This is a genomic window from Wolbachia endosymbiont (group A) of Gastracanthus pulcherrimus, assembly GCF_964028265.1.
Lineage (GTDB): Bacteria > Pseudomonadota > Alphaproteobacteria > Rickettsiales > Anaplasmataceae > Wolbachia > Wolbachia pipientis.
This window is the reverse complement of record NZ_OZ034763.1, coordinates 518,702-530,897: the sequence shown is the minus strand read 5'-3', so window position 1 is coordinate 530,897 and position 12,196 is coordinate 518,702. Positions and strand designations below refer to the sequence as shown.

Annotated in this window: 15 protein-coding genes and 1 pseudogene; 8 read left to right on the top strand and 8 right to left on the bottom strand. The window is 34.6% G+C overall.

Features of this window, described 5'->3' with window-relative positions; all coding sequences use genetic code 11:
- Window positions 1–90: 90 nt before the first annotated feature.
- The 5 genes and pseudogenes from ABWU47_RS02775 to ABWU47_RS02750 all read left to right on the top strand — a co-directional run bounded on the left by ABWU47_RS02775 (window position 91) and on the right by ABWU47_RS02750 (window position 2,031).
- Complete coding sequence (locus tag ABWU47_RS02775; protein WP_236515149.1) at window positions 91–354, top strand: transposase; 264 nt, start codon at window positions 91–93, stop codon at window positions 352–354.
- Window positions 355–405: 51 nt separating this feature from the next.
- Window positions 406–828, top strand: a complete 423-nt coding sequence (locus ABWU47_RS07080) for an IS3 family transposase (protein ID WP_174930894.1) — start codon at window positions 406–408, stop codon at window positions 826–828.
- A 3-nt stretch (window positions 829–831) separates the two neighbouring features.
- The gene (locus ABWU47_RS02760) at window positions 832–993 is read left to right on the top strand and encodes a DDE-type integrase/transposase/recombinase (RefSeq protein WP_010082071.1); all 162 of its coding nucleotides are present in this window, start codon (window positions 832–834) and stop codon (window positions 991–993) included.
- A complete protein-coding gene (locus ABWU47_RS02755; protein ID WP_010082072.1) occupies window positions 986–1,150 on the top strand; it encodes an IS3 family transposase in 165 nt (54 codons plus the stop codon). The genes ABWU47_RS02760 and ABWU47_RS02755 overlap by 8 nt, the downstream gene beginning before the upstream one ends.
- Window positions 1,151–1,208: 58 nt before the next feature.
- A pseudogene (locus ABWU47_RS02750) lies at window positions 1,209–2,031 on the top strand (IS5 family transposase).
- 429 nt (window positions 2,032–2,460) lie between these two features.
- Here ABWU47_RS02750 and ABWU47_RS02745 read toward each other — a convergent pair.
- The 7 genes from ABWU47_RS02745 to ABWU47_RS02715 all read right to left on the bottom strand — a co-directional run bounded on the left by ABWU47_RS02745 (window position 2,461) and on the right by ABWU47_RS02715 (window position 9,910).
- Window positions 2,461–3,246: a hypothetical protein gene (locus ABWU47_RS02745; RefSeq protein WP_077188485.1), complete on the bottom strand. Its 786-nt coding sequence runs from the start codon at window positions 3,244–3,246 to the stop codon at window positions 2,461–2,463.
- Window positions 3,247–3,311: 65 nt separating this feature from the next.
- Entirely contained in the window at window positions 3,312–3,701 is a 390-nt protein-coding gene (locus ABWU47_RS02740) for a phage tail tube protein (protein WP_006279869.1), read from the bottom strand.
- Complete coding sequence (locus tag ABWU47_RS02735) at window positions 3,676–4,086, bottom strand: DUF3168 domain-containing protein (protein WP_006279870.1); 411 nt, start codon at window positions 4,084–4,086, stop codon at window positions 3,676–3,678. Before ABWU47_RS02735 ends, ABWU47_RS02740 begins: the two co-directional genes overlap by 26 nt.
- Before the next feature lie 505 nt (window positions 4,087–4,591).
- The gene (locus tag ABWU47_RS02730; RefSeq protein ID WP_353285749.1) at window positions 4,592–6,604 is read right to left on the bottom strand and encodes an ankyrin repeat domain-containing protein; all 2,013 of its coding nucleotides are present in this window, start codon (window positions 6,602–6,604) and stop codon (window positions 4,592–4,594) included.
- Window positions 6,605–7,436: 832 nt separating this feature from the next.
- Entirely contained in the window at window positions 7,437–8,015 is a 579-nt protein-coding gene (locus ABWU47_RS02725) for an RlmE family RNA methyltransferase (RefSeq protein ID WP_006279871.1), read from the bottom strand.
- A 76-nt stretch (window positions 8,016–8,091) separates the two neighbouring features.
- A complete protein-coding gene (locus tag ABWU47_RS02720; RefSeq protein WP_010082598.1) occupies window positions 8,092–8,667 on the bottom strand; it encodes a PopZ family protein in 576 nt (191 codons plus the stop codon).
- Window positions 8,668–8,686: 19 nt separating this feature from the next.
- Entirely contained in the window at window positions 8,687–9,910 is a 1,224-nt protein-coding gene (locus ABWU47_RS02715) for a TolC family protein (RefSeq protein ID WP_006279873.1), read from the bottom strand.
- Window positions 9,911–10,039: 129 nt separating this feature from the next.
- Here ABWU47_RS02715 and rplM point away from each other — a divergent pair, with 129 nt between their 5' ends.
- From rplM to ABWU47_RS02700, 3 genes are all read left to right on the top strand, one after another.
- Window positions 10,040–10,498, top strand: a complete 459-nt coding sequence (gene rplM / locus ABWU47_RS02710; protein ID WP_010082596.1) for a 50S ribosomal protein L13 — start codon at window positions 10,040–10,042, stop codon at window positions 10,496–10,498.
- A 10-nt stretch (window positions 10,499–10,508) separates the two neighbouring features.
- The gene (rpsI, locus tag ABWU47_RS02705; RefSeq protein ID WP_006279875.1) at window positions 10,509–10,964 is read left to right on the top strand and encodes a 30S ribosomal protein S9; all 456 of its coding nucleotides are present in this window, start codon (window positions 10,509–10,511) and stop codon (window positions 10,962–10,964) included.
- Window positions 10,965–11,110: 146 nt separating this feature from the next.
- Window positions 11,111–11,422 carry an HU family DNA-binding protein gene (locus ABWU47_RS02700; protein ID WP_006279876.1) on the top strand — a complete coding sequence of 104 codons (312 nt, stop codon included), beginning with the start codon at window positions 11,111–11,113 and terminating at the stop codon, window positions 11,420–11,422.
- On the opposite strand, the gene ABWU47_RS02695 is transcribed toward ABWU47_RS02700, so the two are convergent.
- The gene (locus ABWU47_RS02695) at window positions 11,415–12,122 is read right to left on the bottom strand and encodes a pyridoxine 5'-phosphate synthase (protein ID WP_006279877.1); all 708 of its coding nucleotides are present in this window, start codon (window positions 12,120–12,122) and stop codon (window positions 11,415–11,417) included. The genes ABWU47_RS02700 and ABWU47_RS02695 overlap by 8 nt on opposite strands.
- Window positions 12,123–12,196: the final 74 nt, after the last annotated feature.

Genomic DNA, 12,196 nt, shown 5'->3' with positions numbered 1-12,196 from the left:
TTTGGGTGCCTAAAGACTGACCTTACCCAGAAAAAGTGGAGAGAAAGAAAAGAGTTTTTTTGGGTAAAATAAAATTTTGGAGGATTAGAAATGGCAAGAGAATATACGGCAGAATTCAAATTGGAAGCTGTTAAGCTGGCAAATGAACAAAGAAAGGTAGGTCAAACAATTACAAAAACAGCAAAGGATTTAGGAATAAAGGGTGGTTTATTAGGAAAATGGATAAAGAAACACAACGAAAAAAAGTCGGCAGCAGATGCATTTCCAGGTAGAGGTAACATGGCTCCTTACGACAAAGAGAGATTTGATTTACAGAAAGAGTTAGCAAAAGTAACAAGGGAAAGAGACATTTAAAAAAAAGCCCTGGCCAGTCAAAAAGAGTAAAATATTTTTTTATAAAAGAGCATAGTAACTGCTATAAAGTACAGGAATTATGTAGGATTTTCTGCTAGTTGCTACTATAAGTGGACCACAAGAAAAATAAGCAGTAGAGAATCAGCAAATAAAGAGCTACTCGAAGCTATTCAAAAAATATATCAAGTTTCTAAATGTAGATATGGAGCTCCTAAAATTCATGCTGAATTGAAGGCTTTGGGTAAAAGTTGCAATTTGAAAACGGTGCAAAGTATTATGCAGAAAAATGACATCAGGGCTATACTGAGAAGAAAGTTTAAAATTAAAAAACAACAAACAGATAATAGAGCTGTAGCTCCCAATATACTAGATCAAAACTTTATTGTTGATCAACCAAATAAAGTATGGGATTACTTACATCAAAACCAAGGAGGGATGGCTATATTTGGCAGCAATAATTCTCACGTATGGTAGTTAATGAGTAGTGCAATAAATAAACAATTGGTTATGAACTCTTTATTAATGGCCATTAATAGGCGTAAACCTGTTAAAAATCTACTGCTGCACAGTGACCAAGGTTCACAATATACTGCGCAAGGGTATCAATATCTCTTAGCTGTAAAGAATATAGATGAGTAATAAAGGCTGTTGTTACGACAATTCTGTTGCAGAAAGCTTCTTTAGCTCATTGAAAAGAGAAATACTTATTGATACTTCACAACACTCTGCTCAACAAACTAGAACTGCAATATTTGAATACATAGAAATTTTTTATAACAAACAACGTCACTATTAGAGGTTGTCCACAAACCAAGGAATACGTAGTATATAAAGAAAGAATATTGAGGTAAGAGATGAGGAAAAAATATCCAACAGATTTAAGTAAAAGGGAATGGGCAAGAATAGAAAAACACTTCAGAGTATCGTACAAGAAAGGAGGAAGGCCACCAAAATACAGTAAGTGTGAGATAGTAAATGCAATTCTTTATATACTGCGCACAGGATGTCAATGGCGCTATTTACCACACGATTTTCCGCCGTGGAAGGCTGTGCATGAACAGTTTAGAAGATGGAAAAAGCAGAGAATTTTTGAGAAAATGAACTATGATATCACTAAATATAGTAGGTCAAAAATGGGAAGCCGAGCGCATGCATAGTGGACAGTCAATCGGTAAAAACCACGGAAAAAGGGGGGGCAAAGGTTATGATGGTGCGAAAAAGGTAAAGGGGAGAAAAAGACATATAATCACAGATACTCAAGGATTTGTGCTTGGTTGCTATGTAGGAGCTGCAAGCGAAAATGACAGAGATGGGGTGAAGATGGCATTGGACAATATGAAGGAAAAATACAGCAATATTAAGAAAATGTGGGCTGATATGGGATACCAAGGAAAAGATTTAAAGGATTACGTAAAGAGAGAATATGGGATAGATATTGAAATTGTCAAAAGGCCTCCATGTAGGTTTTGGGTGCATAAAGATACACCACTAGAACTATTGCCACAACGGGATCCTGGATTTTCAGTACAGCCGAGAAGGTGGGTGGTAGAGAGGACTTTTGCTTGGATCAATAGAAATAGAAGGCTATCAAAGGAGTACGATTTACTTACAACATCTACTGAAAGTTTCATATATCTGGCTATGAGTAAAGTTATGTTAAGTAGGGAATATGCTTGATTTACTGGTTTGTGGACAACCTCTAACTATTGCATTCCAGAACAATTTGATGCATCATTCTTTTTGTAAAAAACATTCCAAACTTTCTCTCCACTTTTTCTGGGTAAGGTCAGTTGGATTTTCACCAATTGTATTCTAAACGCTTACTTGGCGCACCCATAACAAAAATGCCTGAAAAACGTTAATAATTATATACTATTATTAATAATTATTCAACCATATTTTAAGCTTACAATTTTGAGCTTAACTGACGCTTATGGATAGGGGCAACTCTATCACCCTGTGTTATGTTTATTTTCTAACGGACGCTGATTTTTGTATCGTAATTTCTTGCTATAAATTGGTTATATAAGAGCTGGCTTCTAAAATTTTATAACCCTAATTTGAATTAACAGACAGTAGAATCGAAAGATTATTACAAGGAGAAATCTACACAGATCGACCCTTTTGTGAATCTGCGTTTCTGCTTTCTTCAACTTGTTTTGCAAAAGATGTTTCCGGTTTCTGAAGTGGCTTAGCAATTTCACGCACAACGGCAATAACTGCTGTTAAAAACGTTTTTAACAATGCACCTAAAGCTCCACCAACTGCTTCCCTGCCATATATATGAGCTTGCTTTTCGTTACCGTCAGCAGTTTCCCCTGCCCTCCTTCTTGGATCCATCCTATGAGCAATCACCGAAAACAACACTCCCCTGATTGAAGACTTCACTTTTTCCTTTGCTTCGTGGACATCCCCATCTTTTGCTGTTTCATGTCCATGACTTAAGTGTTTAGCGTTCATTAGCTCCTTTTGTTGCTGGGCAAACATGCTACTTAATACTTCTTCTATCACTTGCTTTCTTCTCTTCTCTCTAACTCTTTTCATAGATTCTGATTTATCGCGAGTGTGTTTGGTAGTTTCAAATTCTGCATCAATATCTTCGGACGCAGCCTGACTATATAAAGTCTCTATGAGCCTGTCTATGCTTCGCTTTATTTGCATAGTCCTTTCGTAACTATCTAAATTATCAATTCCTTCGTCGATCTGATTTAGAATATCCTCAAAAACTTTCAAATAGTCTTGAATATATTGTATTATGTATTGCTTATCTTCCTCTTTGTGTTGTTCTTCTTGATTTTGCTGATTTTCATTTTCTAAACTTTTCTCTCTTTTATCATCGTTATTTTCTTCAATATCATCACCGTCTTCCTCGAAAAGGTCTTTGTCGTTCATGATTTTTTTTAATTTAGTTAAAATTCTCACCAGTTACTATTGTATATGAAAAAATTAAATTAACATTAATGAAAAGCGTTTACAACTTCAGCACTGACTAAAACGACAGTAAAGCTGTCAAAAGTAACAGGATCATAACACCTCTCATACAATTCAACTGAACACCTAAGCCTTATCTTTTCCTTAGCATTAAAACTAATTTCATAATCATTATTAGAGTTTAGCATAGCAGAATTACGTAATAATTCATCAGCTAATACAGAGTCTAAAATTCCATTAATTTTTATCGTAATGTGTCTGCTTCCAGCAGAATCCAATACTTTTCTCCAGCCAAAAGAAGAAATATCTTTCACCTCTTCTCTGTTATTACGCAAAGTAAACCTTAGGTTTCGTATATTATTTAACACAATAAAATTATTGTCATGATCTTTAATTTTTAGCTGTAATTTGCTCATTATCACCTCCTTTTATTAAAATATCAAAATTAATTGTTGAATGTAAAATTTCATCGTGTTGATCCATAGCACAATTACTTTCTAAAATGGCCTCATTATTAAAACCTTCAATGCTCTTAAGTATCAAGTTAATATGCCTTATAATGGCAAACATACTGCCTATATGATGGGTATATATGTCGCATGAAAATCTTGCCTTTGTAGCAAAATTGGACAGCATATGCAGGTTATTATAATTCACTACGCGCAATCTTAGGTAAGGAATGGTGACCTGTTTAGGTAAGTAGTCATAAATGTTAGTAACATATTTTCTTAAATCAGAATTTGCCTTTAGTGCTGCATAAATGCTATTGTACAACTCATTTATAGCTTGAATTTTTTCCATAATTAACCCTCACAGACACGGCTATTGCAATTTGCAGGTGGCAGATGGTGTCATTCCAGTGCTTGACACTGGAATGGCTTTGTTGCATCGCTAGCTATGATGGATTAAAGATAAAAAAGGTGGAGAATATCAGTAGCTTATTATTCTGGTATTTATAACAAGAACGGTCAGTGAATACCTAAATTTGAGTAAAAGAAATTTCACTACCACTCACTAATCCGGCTAAAATTCAAGAATTTCAATGCTTTAGCTATTTTCAATAGAATTAAATTTATTAATATAAATAACAAGTTACTATTCTTAAATTTGATCAGATTGATTGCAAAAAAACAAGATTTTCAATAGGTTGCTTATAATCCTAACTATAGTTAGCCTTTCATAAGTAGCGATGCAACAAAGCCATTCCAGTGTCAAGCACTGGAATGACATCATCCTTTTTTGGGATTCCAGTGCAGCTACTTGCATCTGCAAATTGCAATGTTCGTACAACTGTGGGTGCTAAGTTTTACAAACACCGTTGTGCTGAACCTTGAATATCCACTTCTTTCAATTCAGTGTCAGGAGCGATGGGTTTTGATATTGTGTATGTAATGCCACCAGCTATCAATGCAGATACCACAGAAGCTGCAACTATTAATAGAGCAGACAATCCGGAAGCAATACTAAGAGCAGCACCTACTGCTAACATAGCTGCAAGGCTCGCGTAGGCAACTTTTGGGGAAAATTGTCTTTTTCCTACTTTTTCTAGTGACACTTCATTTGTTTTAGTTTTGCCCAGTTCACCCTCAAGTGGTGTGTTTTCATTCTCCAGACTTCTTATTTTTTGTGTTAGTGATTCATTCTCTTTATTGAATTGTTTCAACTTAGTCTCATGTCTAGCTATACAACTTTTTGATTCTGCTAGTTCCTTTTGCGCTTTTTCTAACAACACTTTTGTTTTAGAATGCTTATTTTCGTTTTCTTCTAATTCGCTATTAAGCGTTGTATTTTTACTTTCTAGATCTTGTATTTTTTGTTTTAGCAATTCATTCTTTTTCTGCTCATCCTTTAGCTGAGTACGTAATTCTTTTAACTTAGCTTTACGTTTTTCAACCTTTTCTGCTTTTTCTGGAGTTTCCGTTGCGTTGTGTGTTTTGGAATGAGAAAAGGTACTAGGTACAACCTCAGATGGCTGATCACACATACTGTTTAGTCTATCTATTAGGTCTTCATCCTTTATCAATGAGCAATCTGCTCCATATTTTATCAAAAGTTTTGCTAATTCTTTATTGTCATTTGCAACAGCAAAATATAAAGGGGTATGTCCATCTTTATCTTGTGCATTAATATTTGCTTTACGTTTTATCAAAAGTTTTACTGATTCTTTAGCGCTTTTTGCAGCAGCATAGTGTAAAGGGGTCACGCCATCTTTATCTTGTGCATCAACATCTACTCCATTATCTATTAGATATTCTGCAATCTCTACATAACCATATGTAGCAGCATAATGTAAATGGGTCACGCCATCTTTATCTTGTGCATTAATGTCTTCTCCATCTTCTAATATAGATTGGTCTAAAGCTTCAGATTCATCTGCATCAAAATATATTCCACTATCGCCACTATTACTTTTATTTAAAAAGATCTGTTCCCCATTATATGTAGTATACTGCTCTGGATGTTGACTGTGCAAGTCATTATGTTCTATGCGCTTCTGATTATTGGCAAGTCTTTGTTCTGCCTCTTGCAACTTTTGCGCCATAGCATCTCTTTCTCTTATAGCCTGTTCTTTTTCTAATGTATCATCTACTTTGTCTGTATTGTTTTCATTAACGATTGAGTTTGAAGAAGTCTGTTCATCCTCATCTTGTACATAGATTTTTCTGTTGTTTGGTGTAGTTCCGTTGTTCTCTTCCTGATCTCTTGCATTACATGCTTGCACTGCAGCAGTTGCGTTATTTCCGTTCACAGCTAAATTTCCTGGAGTTTTATTATTAGGCTGCGGTAAAGTGCCTTGTCTATTTTGTCTTCTCGTAGCTCCTGCCTCAGCATAACGTTGTTCTCCTTCCTCTAACATTTCTATTATAGCCTTTTTACCTTTTACATCACCGACAATATCCCTTGGAGTTCGGCCTTGACTATCTTTTAGTAAAGAATTTGCGTCATTATTCAATAAAAGCTGAACTATCTCTTGATGACCATGCAAAGCAGCAATGTGCAAAGCAGTTAGCTTAGACTTAGCTTCATCAAGTTCATATATTGGTTCATTAACTTTTGCTTCCTTTGCTAGTAGGAGTTTTACTATTGGTACACTGTTACATTCCACAGCAAGATGTACCAACATATAATTTACAATTTTGTCTGAATCTAATATACTGAACATCTTATCTATCTTCAAATTGTTATAAGTGCTATATACTATTGAGTCTGCATCTTTTAGCTCACTTCCTATTCTTTCAAGTAAATTATTCTCATTTAAACCTTCACTCTTGCTTACCTCATTTATTATTTCAAAAAACTTTTCCTTTTTTATTGCCATAACCTTTCCTCTCAATTTATTTATTATTGCTGAACAGTCTCACAAAAAAGTTAAGTTTGTCGAAATTCCATGTTTGATCTAAAAATTAGTCATAAACATTTTCTTGTCTGTCATCCAAGTAGCTGACACTGGTTCACTCTATAATGGTGTCACAGCAGTCCTACATCATGCCACCGCGAACCGTCATACCGCGATTCATTCGCGGTATCTCAGCCGCTAACTGTTCTCCCTCATCATACCGTGACGGTATCTCCAGATCCCGCTAACACGTAGCGGGATGACGAGTTACTTAACCGTCATACCTTAACATAGATCCCGCTAACAAGTAGCGGGATGACGGTTGTCGTTTAGCTATAAACATTAAGGAATTTACCAAACGAAAAAAAAGGCAAAAGAAGCCTCGTGGTTGGCTAATTACTTACATTATACTTTCAAGTATGGCGTTTTTTTATTCTAAACGCTTAATAACCGCGATTTAGTTGCTTTTAAGCCGCAACTAATCTAAATTATAAACATTAAGAAATTTACTAAACAGAAAAAAAGGCAAAAGAAACCCTAGGGTAGCTAGTTATTCACTATCCATTTTTTAAGTTGGCGTTTTTTTATGTTTTAAACGCTTTATAAGCGCGTTTCAGCTTATGTAGGCAGAAGTTTTATAAAGACATAAGGTGCACATAGTGCAAAAAATTAAACATGAGACGCCAGATACGTGAGTTTTTTTGTCATTTAATCTGTACAGAGAAGATAAATAAATAGCTTCAGTTTCATGATAAGGGCGCTGGCGGAGTTTGTCAAGTAAGTTTTTTGTTTCTGCGGACTACCTGGATTAATATTATATAGAAGGTTTGCTGCCAATAAAGCCTAAACTTACCAAATACATTTCTGTAGATTCAGATCTACTTGACTTTGGTTTAAAGTATTTTACTGTTTTAAACATTTTTTTTAGCTCGTTACAAAAATCTTTATCAGATTCTCCTTGGAAAATTTTTACTACAAACGTGCCACCATGACTCAAGAAATGCTTTGCAAAATTGAGCGCTGCTTCGCATAAAAGCATAATTCTGATATGATCCAACGATTTTAAACCACAAGATTCGGGGGCCATATCAGATAAAATTACATCAAATTTTTGATCCTTGAATTTTTCTCTTAAAATTTCAAGCTCATTGATAATATCGCATTGTATAAACTCTACTCCATTAATTGCATTCATTGGTTTTACGTCAAGAGCAACTACATTTGCATCTTTCTGAGATGCAACTTGTGACCATCCACCAGGAGAAGCACCAAGATCAATAATTTTTTGCCCTTCTTGGAATAATTTAAATTTGTTATCCATTTCTACCAGCTTATATGCTGAGCGTGACCTATAACCATCCTTGCTAGTTTTTTGCACATACTGATCATTCAAATGACGATGTAGCCACCTTGTTGAAGATAGTTTTCTGCCTCTAGCCGTCTTTACTCTAGTTTTTATTGCTAATACCCTACTTATTATTGATTATATCTTTAAGCTCTTTTTCAACTACTTCTTTTACCAGTGCATGTAGATATTTATTCAGCCATTCTGAGAGCTGAGGTTTTAAAAGAGATGTAACTAATTCTTCAACAGTAAGGTTCGCTTTTTTTTGTTGTTTATGCTGTAATTCGTTTTGCATTTTTCCAAGCAACGCTTTGATCTCTTCCATATTCTCTTTTAAAATTAGATGATCGTTATTTTGCGCTTGTAAGCCGCTATTACTCGCTTTGTTATTACTCATTTGGATATTATCGTACAAATAAATATCTTTTTTTTCTTCTGAATTGTAGCTATGGCCATTAAATTGGTTATTGTTGCAAGCCATTTCCTCACTTTGGTCATCATTATCAATGTCCTCTTTTTCATTATTTTCTTTTTTGCCATCTTCTTCTATTTCTTCTGGATACTCTTCCTCAAGGTATAGCACATCATCATTTTCATCCTTTATTTCTGCTTTATCGTTACTCGCGTTTTTACCCGATATAGCTTTTTTTATATCTTCTAGGATATCTTTTACAGATTGATTGCCTTGTTCATCATGCATAGTGCTAATACCATTAAATTTAGAGGTCTATACTATTTATCATAAAAAGCAAGTTGTAAACACTAATCACATAATTGCTTTTTGCTTCAACTAAGTCTGAACGTGCTTTAAATAATGCATCTTCAGTGTCCAAAAGGTCAGATGTACTCTTTAAATTTAAGTTTACTTCTTGCTCAACTCCTTCCAATGCTAGAGCTGCTGCTTTTTCCGCTTCTTGACTTGCTTTGATAATGGCCTTTGCTGTCAACACATTATTCCAAGCATTTACAACTGCTTGTTCTATATTTTTTACCGTTTCATAATAATCGTAGGTAGATTTTTTTGCATCCATTTTAGCTTTACTGACACCAAAAGCATTAACTCCTCTCTTAAAGATCGGAACATCAAGAGTAAAAACTACATGAACATTTTCTAATAGTTTGTCTACCTTCATACCATCCTCCCCAAAATTTTTGCTTGCACTTAGATTTAAAGAAGGAAGCCACTTGGAGCTTTCAGCAATCACTTCCATTCCGGCTGCTCTTTTTTGATAAACTGCTGCTTTTAGAGATAAATTATTGGTTTTTGCTAACTGTAAACATTCATTTAGCTCTGGAACAGAAGGTAGTTTATCATTAGCTTCAGAAAGGTCATCAGCATCTTCGCCAATCAAATGATAATAAGCAATATTTACCAACTTTAATTTACCTTCAGCATCAACTCTTTCGGATATAGAAGACGAAAATTTTGCTTTTGCTAACAAAACTTCAGCATTGGTTACCTCTCCAAGGGAAAAGCGTTTTTTCATAGCTGACAAATGTTCCAAAGAAACGCGTTCTTTATGTTCTCTGAGCTTTAATATTTCTGTCTTTTGTAAAACATTAACATATGCTTTCACAGCATTAAGTGCAAGCTCTTGTTTTAATTGCTGAAATCGCATCTTTTCTGCTTTGAGAAGATGGCTTGATCGACTGAATGTGGCAAAGGTACCACCGCCATCGATTAATTTCTGGCGCAATGTAAGTTTTTTTTCAGATGTATCAAGATTAAAGTTACTATCGAAATTGTATTGCAAATTAATGTCAGGTAAAAATCCAGCTAACCCAGAAGATTTATAGTGTTTTTCTGCGCTTTTATATTGGTAAAATTGAGACTTTATTTTTGAGCTATTTTTGATGGCTTTGCTTATCACTTCTCCCACATCGGTTGCATAGCAACTTATAGTATTAAAAATGATCGCAAGTGTGATAATCAATCGAAACATTCTAATTCCTATGCATATTGGTTGCGCAGCTCAATTACTAACATAAATTACTTTAATAATCAATAACTAATATTGTTGACACTATTGAGAAATTAAGTATATCATAGCCTACTATTGTTGGATCAAATAATGAAGACTTTTTTCTTAAAGGAGAAACAAATCAATAAAAAGTGGTTTGTCATAGATGCAGAAGGATTAGTGGTAGGGAGGCTTGCAGCATTTGTAGCGACACTATTACGTGGAAAGCATAAACCTGAGTATACACCTCATATGGATTGTGGCGATAATGTAATTATTATCAACGCAGAAAAGGTGCATTTCACCGGAAAGAAGCTTAAAGATAAAATTTACTATAAGCATACAGGTTATTCTGGTGGTTTGAAGAAAACTACTCCAGATAATATTTTAAATGGCAAATTTCCTGAGCGTGTAATAGAAATGGCAGTGAAAAGGATGCTTGATGATGGGCCTATGGCACGTAGACGCTTTGAAAATTTGTATGTTTATTCTGGTTCAGAGCATAAGCATCAAGGACAGCAACCTGAAAAGATAGATTTTGCCTCTTTGAATCGTAAAAATAAAAAGTAATGGAGTAAAAATGAAGAGTTCTACAATAAATAACAATGATTGGTCAGAAAAGACAATTAAATCAGCAGTTGATTCGCTTGGTCGTTTATATGCTACAGGCCGAAGAAAAGAATCTGTAGCAAGAGTATGGATAAAGCCGGGGAGTGGAAAATTTAGTGTTAACAAAAAAGGCGATCTAATTTCTTATTTTAAAAGAGAGTCAGTGTGCCAAATAGTAAAAATGCCATTTGTTGCAACTTCCACATTGGATAAATACGATGTATTTGCAACTGTAAAAGGTGGAGGGCTATCTGGTCAAGCAGGTGCTCTAGCTCATGGAATAAGCAGAGCTTTAAGTAGTGTAAGCCAAGATTTGCATTCTATACTACGTAATGGTGAGTTCTTAACTAGAGATTCACGTGTTGTTGAACGTAAGAAATATGGTCAACATAAAGCTCGGAAAAAGTGTCAATTTTCTAAGAGATAGTTATTTTATAGGGGTGTTTTTTTGTAAGTATTATACAAATATTTGCAAAAATGTATGATATCCTCTATTTTTGTGATGAATTTAGTTGACTATCGGTGTCAACATAATATGCTATTTATGTGATTTTTTCAATATTAAGGTAATTTATGAGTAAAGAAGATATAATAAAACAATTAAAGGAAGATTGTTCTAGTCAGAATATAGATATAACAAAATCTGATTTGAGCAAGATTCATGATGCGTTTATTAAAATAATAAAGAATGAGCTGCATGGGAAAGGTGAAATACGTTTGCATGGAATAGGAACATTTTCTACTGCTATCAGTCAGGAAAAACAATGTCGTAACCCCCAAAGTGGTGAGATCATGACTGTTCCTAAAAAGACAAGGGTAAAATTTAAAGCAAGCCAAACTCTTTTAAGTATTTTAAATGAGAAGGAAAAAGCAGCAGTTAGTTAGACATTGTCATTTTCATTGTTTTTACTACGCTGTGTAAGCCGTAAAATACAGCTTCGCTAATTAAATAGTGGCCTATGTTAAGAGCTGAGATGTGAGGTATTCTTGTCATCTTCTTAGCGTGTTTATAAGTTATGCCATGTCCTGCGTGGCATTCTATTCCTAATTTATTGACGTACTCTGCAGCATTAGTAATTAACTGTAACTTTTTTTCTGATGGATTATCACAGTAATCCCCTGTGTGAATTTCTATTATGTCAGGTTTTGTCCCTAGCTTTTCAAGATATTTTAGTTGATCAATATTTGGATCGATAAACAGTGAGACTTTTATGCTAGAGCTATGCATTTCCTCTATTATACTAGAAAGTTTACTGTGCATATTCACGATATCCAGGCCACCTTCGGTTGTTAATTCTTCTCTTTTTTCTGGTACTATACTAATCGAATAGGGTTTTACCTTTTTTGCTATTTCAAGCATTTCTTCCGTGGCTGCAATTTCAAGATTTAGCTCAGTGCTAATGCTTTTTTTTAGGTTAAATACGTCTTCATCTCTAATATGCCTTCTATCTTCTCGTAAGTGTACAGTAATAAAGTCTGCTCCAGCGTCAATGGCTATTTCTGCTGCTTTCAATGGATCTGGATAAGAAGTTCCGCGTGCGTTGCGGAGGGTTGCAACGTGATCGATATTAACACCTAGTTTCACAATCTACCTCAGAAATTATTTATAGATTATACATGTTATTAGGTTTTTTGCATAGTCATTGTTTGACCTTATCC